This window comes from Pseudomonas sp. RC4D1 (assembly GCF_018390395.1).
GTDB classification, from domain to species: Bacteria; Pseudomonadota; Gammaproteobacteria; order Pseudomonadales; family Pseudomonadaceae; genus Aquipseudomonas; species Aquipseudomonas danubii.
The window spans coordinates 367,608-384,719 of record NZ_JAHBAW010000002.1 but is presented as its reverse complement, the minus strand read 5'-3'; the positions used below and the strand labels follow the sequence as shown (position 1 = coordinate 384,719).

Annotated in this window: 12 protein-coding genes and 1 pseudogene; all 13 read right to left on the bottom strand. The window is 56.0% G+C overall.

Annotated elements, in window-relative coordinates; all coding sequences use genetic code 11:
- Positions 1-741 precede the first annotated feature (741 nt).
- The gene (locus tag KHO49_RS31540) at positions 742-996 is read right to left on the bottom strand and encodes an AHH domain-containing protein (protein ID WP_213665490.1); all 255 of its coding nucleotides are present in this window, start codon (positions 994-996) and stop codon (positions 742-744) included.
- A 363-nt stretch (positions 997-1,359) separates the two neighbouring features.
- Complete coding sequence (locus KHO49_RS17540; protein ID WP_213665489.1) at positions 1,360-1,797, bottom strand: hypothetical protein; 438 nt, start codon at positions 1,795-1,797, stop codon at positions 1,360-1,362.
- Between the two features lie 16 nt (positions 1,798-1,813).
- Positions 1,814-6,043, bottom strand: coding sequence for an RHS repeat-associated core domain-containing protein (locus KHO49_RS17535; RefSeq protein WP_213665488.1), 4,230 nt, complete (start codon positions 6,041-6,043; stop codon positions 1,814-1,816).
- Between the two features lie 43 nt (positions 6,044-6,086).
- Positions 6,087-6,536, bottom strand: a complete 450-nt coding sequence (locus tag KHO49_RS17530) for a DcrB-related protein (RefSeq protein ID WP_213665487.1) — start codon at positions 6,534-6,536, stop codon at positions 6,087-6,089.
- A gap of 26 nt (positions 6,537-6,562) precedes the next feature.
- Positions 6,563-8,548 (bottom strand): type VI secretion system Vgr family protein, encoded by a 1,986-nt coding sequence (locus KHO49_RS17525; RefSeq protein ID WP_213665486.1) that lies wholly within the window; start codon positions 8,546-8,548, stop codon positions 6,563-6,565.
- A 1,460-nt stretch (positions 8,549-10,008) separates the two neighbouring features.
- Positions 10,009-10,311, bottom strand: coding sequence for a hypothetical protein (locus KHO49_RS17520; RefSeq protein WP_213665485.1), 303 nt, complete (start codon positions 10,309-10,311; stop codon positions 10,009-10,011).
- A 76-nt stretch (positions 10,312-10,387) separates the two neighbouring features.
- Positions 10,388-10,654, bottom strand: coding sequence for a hypothetical protein (locus KHO49_RS17515; protein ID WP_213665484.1), 267 nt, complete (start codon positions 10,652-10,654; stop codon positions 10,388-10,390).
- Positions 10,655-10,749: 95 nt separating this feature from the next.
- Positions 10,750-11,610: a DUF3577 domain-containing protein gene (locus KHO49_RS17510; RefSeq protein ID WP_213665483.1), complete on the bottom strand. Its 861-nt coding sequence runs from the start codon at positions 11,608-11,610 to the stop codon at positions 10,750-10,752.
- A gap of 325 nt (positions 11,611-11,935) precedes the next feature.
- On the bottom strand, positions 11,936-12,778 hold the full coding sequence (locus tag KHO49_RS17505) for a phosphoadenosine phosphosulfate reductase domain-containing protein (protein WP_213665482.1): 843 nt from the start codon (positions 12,776-12,778) through the stop codon (positions 11,936-11,938).
- 142 nt (positions 12,779-12,920) lie between these two features.
- Positions 12,921-13,283, bottom strand: coding sequence for a DUF3085 domain-containing protein (locus KHO49_RS17500; protein WP_213665481.1), 363 nt, complete (start codon positions 13,281-13,283; stop codon positions 12,921-12,923).
- Between the two features lie 84 nt (positions 13,284-13,367).
- On the bottom strand, positions 13,368-14,171 hold the full coding sequence (locus tag KHO49_RS17495) for a GTPase (RefSeq protein WP_213665480.1): 804 nt from the start codon (positions 14,169-14,171) through the stop codon (positions 13,368-13,370).
- Between the two features lie 307 nt (positions 14,172-14,478).
- Positions 14,479-15,195: a DUF5983 family protein gene (locus KHO49_RS17490; RefSeq protein ID WP_213665479.1), complete on the bottom strand. Its 717-nt coding sequence runs from the start codon at positions 15,193-15,195 to the stop codon at positions 14,479-14,481.
- Between the two features lie 288 nt (positions 15,196-15,483).
- Positions 15,484-16,974 (bottom strand): annotated as a pseudogene (locus KHO49_RS17485) (DNA cytosine methyltransferase).
- Positions 16,975-17,112 lie beyond the last annotated feature (138 nt).

The following is a 17,112-nucleotide window of genomic DNA, read 5'->3' as shown; positions in this document are numbered from 1 at the left end:
ATAATAGAGCAGGACTTGATATGTTGAAAAAAATCTCTTGGTCATGCTGTTTTTGCATAACCGATATCGAGCTTAGTCTTTCGCCATCGTATAGATAGTCTGAAGTGCTGCTGCCATATTTTCCGAAATTAGCGTCGCGCAAAATTCCCCCATCGGCTATAGAGCTAATGATTATGTTTATTATTGTTTTTTTGCTGTATATGTGTATATTTTTTGTATTTTCTTTGTCATGAGAAAATTTCTTATTTGTAATGGATTCGGATTGTTCGTAGATATCTATCATCACTACTCTGTCGCGTTTATTAAAGTAGTAAGTATGGGTGTTTTTAATGGTTTTTGGGAGGGTTTTTAGTTATTTTTCTATCTTAAATTCGGCTCTCTGAATTTCAAATGGCCTCAAATTAAATAAAGCTCCTTGCTTATGGTTTTCGTGCTGCTTTCTCTTTGGTAGTTTTTAAGAGTGAATTAAGAAGTACATCAGGCTTTGATTGGGTTTCGTAAAACTCTTTTGTTAAATTCTTGAAGTCCGGTTTTCATAAAGATCTACGTTATTTGATATGGGTTTCTGATTTTTCATTGTTGGTGAGTTAGGGGGCAGGTTTTTAGAATCAAAGCTGTGAAAGCATTATGTTTGCTGGTTATAGTTGTGCTGTATATGTTGGGAGGCAGCTGAAATAGCATTATTAACGTAGTTTGGTGTCTTTGGTTTAATTGATTTTGTTGTTTTTTATTTGGTTGCAATTAAAATGATAGGTTTCCTTTGGATGTTTTAGAAGCGATTTTGTTTGGCCCTTTTTCAAAGCTGATCTGATCCGTAACTGTTCTCAATCGGTCGAACATATTTTGTTTATATGCTTCGGTGTGAATGTTTGAGTGGGCAGGTAAAGTGCTTTCGGCAGCCTGTTTAACCTTAGTGCTCGAAGGCAAAAATATTCCATTCTCGGTGGAGTTTACATCTATTCCCAGCCTATCCATCCTTCTACGAAGCCAACGCATCCTAACGTCTTTTGCATTCGACAGAACAATTCCTGCGGTGTGCCTATCTGGTTAGTGTAGAAGTATTAGGCTTGAACGAGGTGTTCGGGCAGTGTGAGATCCGTGTCGATGTGTGCCAGGGGTACCTAGCTGAGGGCCTCGTAGACGTAGGTGCTGTAGCCCTGGTTGTTGTTCATGTTGCAGGCTCAGGTGTTGCCAGAGAAGCTTCGTTTTATGGTTTCGGCCACTTTGTTCGACCCTAGTGCAAGAATTTATTTTTCGTAGATATAAAAGAAGGGGGCGCAAAGCTAAATGTAACGCCCCAATAATTAGTATTGGACACTGTATTGGTTTTTAATCGGGTTTTCACCAGGAAACCCGAGGTTAACGTTTTTTCTTTTCGGACAAATAGAAGTCTAGATATTTTTTAGGCCTTTCTTTAAAGGAGCGAGCCTTGCCATAATTATAAGCAGCATCAAAGTAGTTGTATGATTCATCAAGGCTGTTTAGTTCAAAGCAAACCATTCCAAGATCAACCAATGGAGCTGTGTCTATATCTGACCCTCTTGTCTTCAATGCTATTTCAGCCCATTCTTTAGCCTTGGCAAAGGCTGCCATATCAAAATATGCACTATACATACAGGCCGAAATCCAACTGGCAATTTCCCACTCAAGTTTGGGCTCAGGAAGTAGTGCCCAAGCTCGGAAATATTCTTTTAGTGCGTCTTCATAAGACTTGTTATCATGAGACTCATTGCCTTTCTCGACAGTGGAGACGATTAGCTCCTCTAGCTTTTTGTTTGCTTCGGAAAGAGTTTTCATTAGTTATTTCCTTAAATTATGGAAAGTATTGTGATTTCTCTGCAGGTCCAATAAATTCACTTGGGTTTATATACCTGTCAGGCAAGTTTGCGCCTTGGGAACGATTATGGCCAAAATACTCTAGTTCATAATTTTTGGAGTCTCGCATAAAGGCTCTAACTTCTTTGGATTTAGGGCCGTAATAACCACCTTTCTGATTCCAATATTTAACAGCATCTGTTAGGTGAGCCATATCAGCATCCTGAACACGATACCATTGGTTATCTGTTGAACTCTTAAATTGCATCCTGTCGCCAGTACCACGAATGCGACCTTCCCCACGCATTCTTTCAATAACAGCGCGGCCGGTCTTACTATTTTTTCCTGGGGTTCTTCCCATATAATTGAGACGACAGGATAGTCCCCAAGGGTCAACCCATCCCAACGCATTCGGCGCATACCGATACAGGTTATCCCCACCCGCCAACCCAATCGGGTCTTGCGTGGTAAACCGTCCCACCGCCGGATCGTAGTATCGGAACGTGTTGTAGTACAGCCCGCTTTCCCGGTCGTGATACTGCCCCTGAAAGCGCAGATTCTGCTCCACCGTATTCGGTGATAACGCTTCCAATCCGCCCCAGGCTTTGTAGTACGCGCGCCACACCACGTGCCCTTGGGCGTTGGTCATTTCTTGCGGCGTGCCGATCTGGTCGGTATGGAAGTAGTAGATCTGGCCAGGCTGTCCGGGCAGCGTCGGATCCGTGTCGATGCGCGCTAATGGAGCATAGCTGTCTGGCTCGTAGACGTAGGTGCTGTGGCGCTGGGGTTGTTGTTCTTGAAGCAGGCGCAGGCCTTGCCAGAGAAAGGTTGTGTCTTGGGTCTGGCCGCTTTGCGTGACCTCTTTAGCAATGCGGCGCCCGAGGGCATCGTAGTGGTAACGCGCTTCGCTGTGCAGGGTTGCGCCGTGCCAGGTCTGGGCATGGATCAGGCGGTTTTCGCAATCGTAGGTGAAGCGTTGCATTGCGCCGTTGGTGCTGCTCTTTTCGCTGAGGTTGCCCCAGTCGTCGTAGGTAAAACGCAGGTCTTTGAAGGCGACCAGACGGTTGTTCTGGATGCGATCGAATTGCCAACTGCCGCTGCCGCAAAGATTGCCGGCCGGGTCGTAGGAAAAGTCTTCGGTGTGCAGTTGCGGGTGGTTCGGCTGGCGGCTGCGTAGTTGGCCGCTGGCGTCGTAATGGAAGTCGGTGATACCGCGCTGTTTGTCGACGATCCGTTGTACTTCACCGCCGTCGCTGTAGTGATAGCGGCGGTGCAGGGCGGTGGCGGGATGTTGTGGGAGGCCGAGCAGGCTGTCGGTCTTTTCCTGCAGTTGGCTCAGTTGCTCGTGGGGCAGGCGGATCGCGGCTTGCCACATTTTGCGCCCCTGGCTGTCGTAGCCGTAGCGACTGGTGAGGGAGCCTTGGGTGCGCAGGGTTTCGCGATGCAGGGCGTCGCGCTCGAAGTCGCTGATCAGGTGGCCGTCGAGGTTGATCTGGTGCAGGTGCCCGCTGCCGTAATAGAGCTGGTTCAGCTGACGGCCGTCGGGCAGGGCCAGCCCGCTGAGGTTGCCCAGGGCGTCGTAGTGGTAGGCAAGATCGCCGGTGCTGCTGCTTTCGCTCAGCAGTTGGTCGGCCGCGTCGTAGCTGAAGGCCAGGCGATCGGGGCGGATGCCCAGGGCTTCGCCCACCTTGCTTGGCAGGCGCTCGACGGCGATCAGACGGTCTGCATCGTCGTAGTGATAATCCAGGCGGGCATCGCTTGTGACCCGGCTGAGCAGACGCCCCGCAGCGTCGTGTTCGAATTGTTGCTGACGAGTGACCTGGACCAGGGTCGGGCTGGTGGCGATTTCTTCCAACTGGCTCAGTTGGCCGTTGACGCTGTAGCTGAAGCGGCGGCGCAGGCCATCGAGGCGTACTTCTTCCTGCAGGCGATCGCTGGCGTCGTAGCTGAAGCGGTAGGCGGCCTTGTTTTCGTTGAGCAGGGCTATCAGGCGCTGGGCTTTGTCGTATTGATAATGAACCTGCTGGCCACGGGCGTCCCTGCGCTGGCTGGGTAGGCCCCGTGGCGTGCGGGTCAGGCTGGTGGTGTGACCGTCGGCATTGGTGTGGCTGAGCAACTGGCCAAGGGCGTTGTAACGGTACTGGTCATGGCTACCGTCTGGGTGGTCGACGCGCAGCACTTCGCCATCGGCTTTGCGGGTCAGGCGCGTGGTGCACTTCAGGGCATCGGTGATGCTCGCCAGGTGCAGGTGGCTGTCGTAGCTATAGCGCGTCAGCTGTCCGGAGCAGTCCTGGTATTGCTCGATCTGCCCCAGTTCGTTCCACCATAGCCGGGTGTGGTTGCCCAGGGGGTCGATGCGGGTGTGGGGCAAGCCGGCGTCGGTGTTGAAGAATTGGGTCACCTGACCCAAAGGGTCGGTGCTGTCGAGCAGGTTACCGTGACGGTCATAGCTCCAGCGCTGACAACTGCCATCGGCACGCTCGATGGCGGTGATCAGGTCGGTGTCCTGGTGATAGCTGTAGCGGATGGAGCGGCCCAGGGGATCGGTTTCCTCCTCCAGTCGCGAGAGCTTGTCGTAGGTGAAGTTCAGGGTGCTGCCGTCGGGCAACTCCAGACCGGTCATGTTGCCGGATTCATCGAGCTGGAAGCGGTACTGCTCGCCACCAAAGTCGCGGCTGGCGATAACCCGCTGACCTTCGTTGTAGTCGATCCGCGCGGTGCGACCGAGCACGTCTTTGATATGAGTCTGACGTTGTGCCAGGTCATAGCTGAACAAGTAGCGCTCACCGTCACTGGTCCAGTGCTCGGTGACCCTGGGCTGACCGTCGTTCAGGGTTGCCCAGCGGTAGTGACAGCGCAGGCCCAGGGCATTTTCATGGGCGATCATCAGGCCCAGGTCGTAGGCAAAACCTCGCACCCGTTCGCCGTTGCGGTTGATGACTTGGCGCAGTTGGCCGTTGGCGTCGTACTGGTAATGCACCAGGGTTTCGACAGGCTGGTTATCGACGACCCGTTCGACTCGGCTCAGGCGCCGTTCGTGCTGCTCGTAACACAGGTGCAGGCGAATGCCGCCCGTGGCGCACAAGTCGCTCAGACGCTGCTGACTGTCATAGCTGAAATTAAGGAAATGGCCGAGGGCGTTTTCGATACGCCGCAGGGGAGATGGCTGACCGTCATCGGGCAGTTCGCCGAAATAGAAGAAGGTGTTGTCCAGGCTTTGCAGCAGGTAGTGCCCACCTTCGGAGCGCACCACGAACAGTTGCTCGTCCGTCAGGTAGGCGCGCTCGCCGGGCTCCAGTTGCGGCAAGGGCAGGTCACGCCCCTGGTTGTCGCGCAGGTACAACTGTTGATCTTCCAGGCGCAGGCTCTGCTCCCAGGGCAGCACCCAGCCGCGCCCGAGCAAACCTTCGTGAGTAATGTCGCTGGCATAGAAACGCGCCCAGGTGATGGGCATCAATCCCGGCAGGCTGAAGTCGGTTTCACTCTCTTCCAGCAGCAGTTTGCGCCCGCTGATGGCGTCCACCGGGTTGCCGATCAGGCCGCCGGCCACACGGCCAATGGCCGGGCCAATGACGAAGCGTCCCGCCAGTTCACCCGCGACAAACCCGGCAGCAAACTTCAATGCACAAGGGGCGACGGCCTTCAGGCCAATCTTGCCGGCGGTCAGCGCCAGTTTCAGCAGCCCGCCAGCGGCGCCGGCCACGGCCATGAGGATATCGACCGTGGTGCGCAGCCACTCTGGAATCTCGTCTTCGATCTCCAGGTACTGCTCTTTTTCGGCCCCGATGAACACGCTGTCCGAGCCGCTGTCGATGACGCTGCCGCAGGTCAGCTTGTCGCCCTTGCGCGCCGCCGGTAAGCCGTTGATAAACACCTTGGCCGAGCCCTCCGCCACCATCGGAGGAGCCGGATGCTTGGTGCAGATACCCAGGCTGTCCTGAACTTGTGCAGCATTCAGGCCATTGATGAGGACGTCCGGTGAACCACTGGTAATGCCCCCGGCGGGAGCCTTGGACATTCGTCCGATGGCTTCGCCCGCTGAGGTCAGTGCCATACCTCCCACACCCGCAAGCACCCCGGCCAGCAAGGCGGTGCCAAATCCGCAGGTGGCAACGGTAATTATGGCCACAGCCGCAATCAAGGCGATCCCCAACGCCGCTCCCACTAGAAACCCCACCAGCGCGTTGCTGTGGGCCAGTTCGTCGTTTAACCGTGCCGCTTCAAACATGCTTGGCCTCCCAGGCCTCTCGTTCCTTGAGTCCGCAGGCGCCTTATGGCTTGGATGGGGGCGGAGGATGGGCCTCGAAGCTCGCCAGGACGTCCGTCCACAGCTGATTCAACGAATCATCAAAGGGCTGCTGGCTCGTGGCCGAAAACACCAGCACGCGCTGGGGCGAGACGATAAAGCCGGCCTGACGCTGGTACACCGGGCGTCCGTCGCTCTGGTAATGGGCGTCGACTTGCAGACCCGGCACCGGGGATTGCGTCGAAAGCCAGACTTCTTGCAGGTCCTGACGTTTGTATTTGCGCAACTTGGCGGCGATCAGGCTGACTTGGCGCTCGACATACTCCGCCAGGCTTTCCCCAGGGAGCGTGATGTCCCGGGACAGGGTCAGGCTGAAAGGCGCGGGCAGGGTTACCCCCGGGATGAACATATTGACGCTGCGATCTTGAAAACCACTGGGCAGCGTGAGTTTTCCTTCCTGGATCAGGTAGTCCATAGGTGCTTGCTCTTAAGAGGTGAACATCAGGAAGCGGGGGCCGGTGCTGGCGCGAAGGCGGCCTCCACTTCGGCCTCGATGCTGCCTTTGACGCCATCCGCTTCGGGGCTTGTGGCGGCGGCGCCGCCGGGCATATTCATGTCGAGCTGGCCGCCGGTGTTGATTTGCGCGTCGCCGGTCACCGAGAAGTTGAAGGCGCTGCCGTAGAGATTGATTTCCCCCGTGGCCAGCATTTCGATCACGCTCTGGCCGCAGACCAGGCGTATTTTTTCCCCGGCTTCGATCAGGTACTGGGTGCCAATGCTGTCCTTTTTGGTGGCGCCTACTTGCAGGGTGTCGTCGACCTTGACCGTTCTCAGGCTGTTCTGGCCGATGGTGATGCTTTCGTTCTGGCCGACCGAGTGCATGCGATTGACGCCCACCCAATGGCTTTCATTGTTCCTGACGGTGCAGTCCTGATCGCGCTGGGCATGGATGTAGATTTGCTCCTGGCCGGCGCGATCCTCGATGCGCAACTCGTTGGAGCCATTGCCGCCCAGGCTGCTGCGGGTCTTGAACACGCTGCGGGTCTTGTTTGCAGGCAACGGATAAGGCACGGGCGTGTGCTGGTTCGGTACGCAGCCGGTCACCAAGGGCTGTTCGGGATCACCGCCGATAAAGCTGACCAGCACTTCCATGCCGATCCGCGGGATGATCACGTGGCCAAAGCCTTCACCGGCCCAACTGGTGGCCACCCGCACCCAGCAGCTGGAGAACTCGTTGCGCTCGCCTTCGCGGTCCCAATGAAACTGAATCTTTATCCGTGAGAATTCGTCACACCAGATTTCCTCACCGGCAGGACCGGTCACCAGCGCGGTCTGGCTGCTCAGGCGAGGCTTGGGGGCGGGCTCTTGCGGCCGAAAGAAGGTGTCCCAGGGGATGGCGCTGAAGCGGTTACGGTAACCCTGGGTAAAGCCGCCGTGGCGATCGTCGCTGGTGACCGACTCTTCCAGCACCTGCGGTTGTCGACCCTCATGCTCAACGCTGACCAGCAGCCACATCTGGTTGTATTCGCCGCGCGGATGCTCGCTGAGGGTGACCAGATGGCCGCAGCGAAAGCTCGACAGATCACTCTGCCCCTTGGCCAACTGGTAATCGGCGCGATGGCCTTCAAGGGCGATCTGGCTCAGTTGCTGGCCCACCGCGCCAGTGCTGTAGCGGCCGGGGTAGCGATAGTCCTCAAGGATTGGTAGCGCCTCGCTCTGTGCGCAGCTGTGCAGGGTGCTGGGCACCGGATCGAGCGGGGCGCCGCTGGAGGCGCTGCGCGGGTCGGGCTTTTTCAGGTTGTAGTCGCGGCGCACCACCTGGCTGGTGCGGGTGCTGAAACGCACCGCGAAATGGCTGACCACCGGGTCTTCGGCGGCCAGGCCACTGCCTTGCTGATAGCGCGCGGTGGCGAGGATCGGGTAGTCGGTCTGGTTGTCGGAAAATACCAGCAGGTGCTGGTCGAGGCTGTGTTCGTGGTGCCAGTGAATGCCGTCTTCGAAGCACAGGCGTTGCACAAACTGGAAATCCGTCTCCCCGTATTGCACGCAATACACCCTGGGCACCGAAGGCTTGGGAGCAATGTTGAAGCGGTATTGGTCGGCGAGGATGCCGTGTTCCTTGAGCACCTTGGCAATGATCTGCGGCACCGTCAGGTTCTGATAGACCCGTTGGTTGTGGCGGTGCTGCAACTGATAAAGGTGAGGACGCAGGATCAGGTGATAGCGGGTCATGCGCTTGCCGCTGTCGCCGATTTCGATGTCGTCGATCAGGCCGTGGATGCCTTCACCCTTGAGGCCGAACTGCAGGAACGCCGGCTGGTTGAGCAGGCTTTCCAGATCGACATTGGGGTTGTCCGAAACCAGCTCGATGTGGATCGCATACAGCTCGCTGATGGCTTCGCGACCCTTGAAGGCCAGCACCTTGAAGTCGTGGCGAACGGCAGGGATGGACAGCACGAAATGCGCAGTGTCGGCCGGCGCGAACATAGGCTCATCCTTAAGCTTGAGAGAGGCCAGACCCGCGCCTTACCTGGCCCGGGTGCAAAGTGGCGCTCAACCTAGCAAAGGGTGCGCAAAAACTAATATGGGATGAGTCTGGAAAGTCGCTTGAAGTTTCTGAGCATTAAAAATGCTGCCTCCAATCAAGAACAGTGGTGTTTAAGCTTCGTGCCCCGCCCAACGTTTAAATGCCATGACCGAAAAACACGTCAAGACTATCGAGGGTATGCAACAACTGGCCCTGGCCCGAGGAGGCGTGTGCCTGTCGGAGACCTATCACAACCTGGCTACTCGGCTGTCCTGGCGCTGCGCAGTGGGTCATGAGTGGCTGGCTGATCCTTATCGAATCATTCGGGGAAGTTGGTGCCCGGTGTGTGCTCGCCTGCAACGTCGTGACACCTTGGAAACTGCGCAGCAGGTCGCTGCGGAGCGGGGTGGGCGATGTCTTTCAACGCACTACGAGTCACGTCGGGTACCCATGGAGTGGCAATGCCACTTGGGGCATCGTTGGCTGGCGACATTCGGCAGCATCAAGCAACGCAGTTGGTGCCCGAGCTGTTTTCGCATGAGAAAGCGCGACACCTTGGAAGAGATGCAGGAAATCGCTACTCAGCGTGGGGGACGCTGTTTATCCGATTCCTATATCGATAGCGCCCATGCCTTGCTCTGGGAGTGTGAGCAAGGGCATCGCTGGAAAGCGGTGCCCGCCAGTGTCAAACACCGTAGTTGGTGCCCTGTGTGCGTTGTAAAAAAGAGGTGTCGCACCTTGGAAGACGTTCAGGCCGCCGCCCGAGCGCGTGGGGGGGAATGCTTGTCCACTGAATACATCAATGGCACCACCCCGTTAACTTGGCGTTGCGCCAAAGGCCATGCTTGGGAGGCCCCCGCTGCTGGAGTTCTGCAAGGTGCTTGGTGCCGTCAATGCTATTACGACAGCATGCGCAGCAACATTAAAGCCATGAAAAATATGGCCCGGGCTCGTGGCGGCGACTGCCTCTCGAAAGAGTACGTTGACTCAGCAACCAAATTGCAATGGCAGTGCAGTATCGGACATACCTGGTATGCGATCCCACACTCCATTACCCAAGGTCGCTGGTGCCCGGAGTGTTCTTATCTGGCCAAATGTCGCAATGAGCAGAAACGCCGAAAGTATTTGAGGAGTTGAAGCATGGGGACAGCCGGAGTGCCGAGGGGCGAGGACAGAGCCAATAATGACTTGAACAGATGGTCTTTGCTCGGGGTGAGGCACCTCATGAGTGTGAATGGTTCTGCGTCAGTATAGTTCTTAAGGCGCGTCAGGAATCAGGGCACTAAGCGTTGATGGGCTCGGCATGGTCGATGTTTATGGCAGCTGTATTTTAACTAAGAACGGCCTCAAAAAGAGGCCGTGCGTTTCAACTTTTGTTTTTACAATGCGTCATGCATCTGATCGATAAATCGCAACTTGCTTAATCCTCACCGTGAAGCTGCACACGAGTCGAACTGCGTTCAGCGTTGGTGATAATCAATATCTGCAGGCCACTAGCGACTAAATAAAACGAGTCAAGGCGTTCGCCTGTTCTGACGGCAGCATTATTGGCTTGCCAGACGAAATCATCGCCAGCTCCCCAATCACCGCACGCGTGTCGACGAACGTATGGCATAGGGTCGAGACGGCCCTCACGCACCAGTTGATCAACCCCTTTGCTGAAAACCAATGCGCCAATAGGGAACAGAGTCCCAGACTTGGTTTTACGAGTACCCGTTTTCATTGAGGGCTCCTTGCTGAGAGAGGGAGCCAAGCACCCAGCGGGGCGACTTGGCCCCGGCTGGGTGGTTGATAGATGTTTACTCTTGCTCTGGTTCAAACAGACCGCTGTGCGGATTGAACCGGAGTACTGACTTCGGACTTCTGATCGGGGTGCGATCATGTCGGTAGATGTTGCTCAGGTATCTGAGCCGGTAGGTGAGTGCAGACTTTGCCTGCTCCTCGCTGAGACCTTCGGCGATAAAACTCTGGATCAACTCCTCGTCTGAGGACGCTTCGTTGTTTGATAACTGATCTTCGACGTAGATGAGTTGTGATTGAGTCAGAGGCGAGAATGCGTTCAGCATAAAAGTCTCCTGGTGATGGGTATGTCGCGGTTTGGCACAACTACAAAACTGTGGCAGTGGAATAGGTGAGGGCCCCGACAGCGGGGCCGTTTGAGTTAGACCGATTCGGCCAGGACTGGCGTATCAGAATGAGCATCATCAGCGGTGCTTTGAGAGGTGATAGATTCCCCCGTAGCCTCTTCGAGCACTGGCTTGGCGGGGGAGATGCTCTGGCCATCGATTTTGATCATGCCGATGTGGACCAGATTCGATGAAAAACTCGCGGCCAACTCGCCAACCCGATCACCTTTGGTGCGCAAGTACGGAGTGGCTTGCATGTCGCTCATGCGAAAGGAGATCAGAACGCTCTGTTTCGCGTTGACGGCGGCACTGCAATTACGTACCAGGTCCTGAACATCGTCACCCAAAACAGTGGTGTTGAAATACTTGTACTCGGGCTCATCAATGGGACCGTTAAGCGATGCGATGGTGCACGTGAGAAGCGAGTCGCCTTCATTCGGATGGAGGTCGCGAACGCGGTTCAGATAACCAATGCCGTAGGTTGTCAGGTTGTAGTGCTCGATGCCTGCGAGGACTGATTGGCCAACCAATGACGCTGTCAGCAATCGTGCTTTTAGCGTCGCAACCGGTTGGCCTTCATTCCGACCCTGTGTGGCAATGTAAGGGGAAACCCATAGATCGCTGATCCGGAATTCGATCAACACTGGACGACCGGCATCGACATCCGCTTTGCAATTGCGGACCAGATCCTGGGCCTTTGCGCCAGAAACCCTGACATCAAAGTAGCGATAGGCAGGCTCGGTGACCGGACCTGTAAAAGCGTTGATCGAGCAGGCCAGGAAGGGCTCACCTTTCTTGGGTCGGACTTCGCGGATGCGATTGAGATAGCCGATACCGCAAGTGTGCAGATCGAAGTAGCGCTTGGCGGTGGTTTGGGCGTTGGACGAAGTGGTCATGATCAATCTCCAGGCTTAGGAAAATGCGCAGACACACCGACCCAACGGGAGGTGTGGGATACCCCGCGCGGGTTGAGGATCGTTCGATCCGGTTGGAACAGGTTGTGCACCCATCATCAGCCGGCTGATGAGCGTTCGCAGAAGCGGGCGCGGGCGAACTGGGCAGGTCATGTGGACTGAGCCACGTCATAGCCTTGAGGACCTTGGCTACCTGGGCATGTCGCCGACTGGGGTCAGCTGAACATGGCGCAAGCGTTGCACAGCATGTTGCGCAGCGCTGTCGGAAATCGGCACTGGGCAGTCCCCTTGTTGCCAGCTTGTTGATTCAGTCGCCGCAAAAGCAGGAAGTCGCAGCTTCGCCCGAATCGAACAGATCGCCCTGGTTGACCAGGAAGCTGGCCATCTCTGCGTAAGTCGGGCTATCGTTGCGAAAGCGCGCGCCGCTGGGCCTGGAGGCCAGCTCGAGTGCCTCCATTGCAATCCACCAATCGGCTGACTTGGGGTTGGCTCGAATTAATGCCAGGCGCTGTCGTTGAGGCTTGAGAAAACACAAATCACAGTTGCCTTCGAGGGGCCGGCCGTTGACTGTGAGCAACTCCAGGTTGAACGCTTGGGTTTGCCAGAAGCGGTTTACGTCGTGAACCGTGACGCCGGCATCAATCAGGGGCATGCACATGGTTTCGTGGGCGGACTCGGTGGAGTGTCCGCGGGCTCTGATTTTTGCCGCGCGACGTTGCTCCTCAGCCCGTATTCCGATGAGCTGGTCCCAATCCTGCCAGCCGTGTTGACGGATAAATTTATGCATGGGGCGTATTTTCAACTCGATGGTGCAGAATCGGCTTACCGGATTGGGTAGAGACCGACGTTTGCGAATGAGCGCCTCGAAGGGTTCGCCGCACCGGCTGACGGTTTCGAAGTTGACTGGCGTGAATCCCAAGGGGGTGTCGCAGTATTCGAGCCAGTGAATCGGCACACACCAGCGTTCTGCGCATTCGCGAACGAAGCGTAATGTCGCCTCAGCCTCTTTGCCTGTGTTGGCGAAGCAGATCAGCGTGTGCTCGGGAAGGCCGTGATTGGCTTGTAATACCCGCCACAGCATATAAGCGCTGGTACGGCCGCCGCTGAAGCTGATGCAGGTTGGCTGGGTAATCTTGAACGGATCGCGCATCGGGCTGTCTCCAGGCTGGCGTGCGGATGCACGCCGGTGGCAGAGGCACCCCAGGCCGGGGAGCTGGAGACGAGAGCGCAACCTAACGGTCGCTGTAGAAAAGGCAGCCCCCAGTTTGGGGGCTGTTGGATCAGAGGGTTAACTAGCTGTTGCTCGTGCCTAGTGAGACGGGCTCGATGCACAGATGCGTTGCAGTTGCGGCCAGTTTTAGGTCGCAGCCACCCTTAACGATGCGGGCAAACACGCTTTCTTGAGGATCGAAGCACTCACCGAAGTCACTGCCACCAAGTTCGGCACCTGCCAGATCCCACCAGTCATCAAACGCATCGATTGTTGGGTTGCAGCCGACGGCATAAGCAATATGCTTTGGGTTCCCTTCCGCAGTTCGCTCGCATTTTTCGGACATGAAATACACCCCATCATCTTTGGCAAGAATGACTTGGCATTTGTTGGCAATTGCTTCGGCCAGTACAGGGCGCAGGTCATCACCTTTGAATAGCAGCATGGCTCTCTCCAATGTGTAGAGAAGGGTTGATGAAGGCATGGCTGGCCGTCACAAGACGAGCAGCCATTCAGGGCCTGGACGGGATCAGTGCAGCTTTGACCTGCGCCCATTCGAGACGATGGCGACCTGAATCAATCGCCATTTGCCGTCATCGATCAGGTACTCCAGGGTTTCGCCAAGTGCGTCGAAGAACACTTCATCGACTCGCTTAACCAATTCCAGATCGCGGCGTAATTCCACGGCATACAGGTCTGCTCCGTATTCGTAGATCACAGAAACCTGCCCTTGAAACTTCTCCGTTGCGACGGTGAAAGTGATCGCGGGCGGTGTTTTGACGATGCTGTCATCGGGTTTGGGATCGGCCAGGGTAAAGTCGCGTGCACCAGCATCCACCAACAGATGAGTGATGCAGCGAAAACCGTCGGGAGCCGGCAGGTTTTCCAACTGATGAATGAGATCCCGTAACTCCGGACAATCAGGTTCCGGGACTGGAAGTTTTGCAGGTGCTGAGCCGAGTACATGGGACTTCACAAGGAAGGCTGTGCCGTCCGAAGTGAACTCGGTTCGCTCCTCCGGCGTATCTGCACGTAGTCCATCGAAGCGCCGCCTCGCATAGGGCTGGACCTGTACCTTGACGCCGACGTCTGGTTCAAGTGTGACCAGGCGTCGATCCAGAACTGCGAACTCAGCACGTCCGACTTTGATGACAATGGCCTCGTCCGTTTTTGCAATCACCTTCCCCTCGAACGGCTTGGGATCTATGCGAAATCCAAATGCCGACTCTTGGGGCTGTTCGTCGTAGATACGGAACTTGAAGCGTCGAACATTGCTGGGTACGTGGCCAGTTACCAGGCCCTGCATCTGTGCACGAATGGCTGAACGATCCATGGGAGACTCCTTGAGAAATACAAGGGACTCCCGCCTGCAAGGGAGGGTATCCCTTGAGGGGTGAACACGAGGACGCGGAATGCGTCGAAGAGAACAACAACCAACGTGGACAATCCACGTCGTAGCCTTGAAGGTCTGGGCCACCTTGGCATGTTGCTGACAGCGTCAGCGGACATGGATGCAGAATGGCATTTCGGCGGCTGCAAGTTGAGCGCCCAATCGACATGAGCCATGTACCGCATTTGACGATTCAGAACCATGAGAAAGCCCCTCAATGGAGGGGCTGTGGAGGGATGTAAGGAGCACGCTATCTGTTGTCATACAGCGTCAATGCATCGAGCACAGGTGCGTCCGGATCGAAGATCAACATACGAACGTCAGCCAGGGCCGCTATGTACAAAACATCGGTCAAGCACTTTGGTACTCCTTTGGCTAGATGCTCCTGTCGAAGGTCTTCGGCGGTGTGGCCTTCGATATATTGCAGGTTCGCATCCGACCAGGGAGTCGCAATCAGTTTCACTCCAACGGCCTCACAGTCTGGAATGCGAAAAGCGATGAAGAGCAGAGCACCTGGAGTGCTGGTATCCGCCAACTCGCCTAAGTAAAGAGCGGCGTCTTCGGTGATATGAGCAGCGCTGATCTCCCAGCAGCGACTGTAGAAGCCTGTCTCGAAACTCAGGCACTGCGCAAGTTCGCGTGCAGCTTCTTCCGAGTAGGTATCGCTGATGTGAACTGGTTTGCCACGAACATCGCCGACTATCTCGTACACCACGGTTCTGACTATTCCGTCGGTTTGACATTGATCTTCCAGTGCTTGAGGAATTTCCTGGCCCTCGGTGATCAGCGCGAAGTCTTTGCACAGGATGCAAGGAAAGCGAGCAATCTGATCATCGGTGAGATGAGCTTGGCTGGGGTGAAGCGGTCGCCATGCGGGCAGACTGTCATCCTCATAGGTGATGAAAAGCATTCGGTTAACTCGTAGGTTCTGGAAGCCTCGGACAAAGGGATTGTTGTTGGGATACATGGTGATTCTCCTGCTAGAGCGAGGCGCAACAGATCCCTGCGGGGATTTGTTCCCCGCGGTGTGAGTGGTGAGTGGCGGTTAAGAAGGTGTCCAGGCTGGAATGGAATTTTCTGCCTGGACGATGAGGAGCATGCCCACGGCGCTAAGTGATGGCGCTGTCCGTCAGAGGGGCGGAACGGACTGGGTCGGTCGTCGCGGTGAATCCACGATGTAGCTGAAAGACCGATGCTACGAAGGCTGGATAAGGATCAAGGTGCTGGATGATGGGTGTCCTGATGCAATCGGTGTTCAAACGCTCCCACCTTCGTTGAGCTGCTCAAGAATGCGCTGTCCCAGCCAGCTAATGCACGGTACAGCCATGCTGTTACCGATCGCTTGATAGCGCGGGGTGTCTGCTGCTGGCTTGCCACGATAAGGCACCAACGTGTAGTCGTCAGGTATGCCTTGCAGACGTTCACACTCCACTGGCATCAGGCGTCGTACACGCCAAAGTGACCAGTCATATCCGGCGTTCTCGGGCCGAGGCGCGAGGGTATACAAGAAACTCGCTGTAATGTCGGGAACCACCACATGAGCAAACTCTCCTCCCTGATTGCTGCTACGCAGTGTCGCTGATACTCCCGCACAAGACTCGGTGAGGATTCTTTCGGAAGGACTTTGTGTTGGAGCTGTAGCGATCGCCGGCAAGCCCTCGGCAGGTTTTCCCAGACGCATCAGTGTTCCGCTCATTTGGCCATGACCCGACTCCAGGCGCAGCTCTCCACGAGCATTTTGAGCGAATGCGAATTCCGTGCTCGGCATCGTAAAGATAGGAACTCCACGTCCGGTGCCGTCTTCACTGCTGCCTTTGCCGCCATTGGCGGTGGTCAGTGCATGGGTTTGCTGGCCGGTACAGGATTGAGTCATTGAATGAGCTATGAAGGTTTCTACCGAGAAGTCACCTCGGTGACCCCGGGTGGTCAAGCTTGTGGCGACATCAATTGAATGCTGATTACCGCCGCCATAGAAAGTCGTTGAAGCAGGCTTGCCAGCATCTGCTTTCAGTCGATCATGCCAGCCTGAATCGACAACACTGCCTGTAGGGCGGGTGGCATTTTCTTGCCTCTGTTGTTCGCTCGACGCAGGATGCCCAGGCAAGCTCGTGCGCTCAAAAAGTACTTCGCCGGGATCGAATCCCGTTCGACCACTTGCCACAAGAAACACGCGACGGCGTCGTTGGGCGAGGCCGAAATGTTGAGCATCGAGCACCCGCCACGCGATGCGACGACGGGGGCCAGACACCCAACCTGCGTTTGCCCATCTTGGCCCTGGAGGTTGCAGTTCAGTGCTTTCGCCGGCCAGTGCTCCAAGCAGGCATCCAAAAGCATTGGATTTGTCATAGAGCACGCCGGGGACGTTCTCCCAGACAATAACTGATGGTGCCTGGCAGTGCTGTTCACGAGTTTGGTCGATGGCATTTGCGAGCTCCGTGTACTTGAGAGTGATTGCTCCGCGCGGATCCGACAGTCCCCGACGTGCGCCGGCTGTGCTGAAGGACTGGCAGGGCGTGCCGCCCACCAAAAGGTCTGGCGCAGAAACCAACCCGGCCAGCACCTTGTGGGCAATCTGTGTCATGTCGCCAAGATTGGGGATGGTCGGGTAGTGGTGGGCAAGCACGGCATTGGGGAAGGGGGCGATTTCCGAGAATCATGCTGGCTGCAATCCAAGTGGCAGCCAAGCTAGGCTAGCAGCTTCGATGCCGCTACAAACACTGCCGTACTGCAAGGGGAGGTCATTCATGTGCCTTCTCCTGATCTTTTGAACTCAGAGCCCGTGCCTGCACTCAGTGGGCAAGAGGGCCGTTTGGGGGCGTGTAGGAGAGGAACAAGACGCTGGAGGTTGATCCTCCAGCGGGAGAGGGCGATACCACCGTGGTCT

Bases quoted from the DNA above. Each gene is read 5' to 3' on its own strand.
- KHO49_RS31540 (WP_213665490.1), bottom strand. From the start codon at position 996: ATGCGTTGGCTTCGTAGAAGGATGGATAGGCTGGGAATAGATGTAAAC.
- KHO49_RS17540 (WP_213665489.1), bottom strand. From the start codon at position 1,797: ATGAAAACTCTTTCCGAAGCAAACAAAAAGCTAGAGGAGCTAATCGTC.
- KHO49_RS17535 (WP_213665488.1), bottom strand. From the start codon at position 6,043: ATGTTTGAAGCGGCACGGTTAAACGACGAACTGGCCCACAGCAACGCG.
- KHO49_RS17530 (WP_213665487.1), bottom strand. From the start codon at position 6,536: ATGGACTACCTGATCCAGGAAGGAAAACTCACGCTGCCCAGTGGTTTT.
- KHO49_RS17525 (WP_213665486.1), bottom strand. From the start codon at position 8,548: ATGTTCGCGCCGGCCGACACTGCGCATTTCGTGCTGTCCATCCCTGCC.
- KHO49_RS17520 (WP_213665485.1), bottom strand. From the start codon at position 10,311: ATGAAAACGGGTACTCGTAAAACCAAGTCTGGGACTCTGTTCCCTATT.
- KHO49_RS17515 (WP_213665484.1), bottom strand. From the start codon at position 10,654: ATGCTGAACGCATTCTCGCCTCTGACTCAATCACAACTCATCTACGTC.
- KHO49_RS17510 (WP_213665483.1), bottom strand. From the start codon at position 11,610: ATGACCACTTCGTCCAACGCCCAAACCACCGCCAAGCGCTACTTCGAT.
- KHO49_RS17505 (WP_213665482.1), bottom strand. From the start codon at position 12,778: ATGCGCGATCCGTTCAAGATTACCCAGCCAACCTGCATCAGCTTCAGC.
- KHO49_RS17500 (WP_213665481.1), bottom strand. From the start codon at position 13,283: ATGCTGCTATTCAAAGGTGATGACCTGCGCCCTGTACTGGCCGAAGCA.
- KHO49_RS17495 (WP_213665480.1), bottom strand. From the start codon at position 14,171: ATGGATCGTTCAGCCATTCGTGCACAGATGCAGGGCCTGGTAACTGGC.
- KHO49_RS17490 (WP_213665479.1), bottom strand. From the start codon at position 15,195: ATGTATCCCAACAACAATCCCTTTGTCCGAGGCTTCCAGAACCTACGA.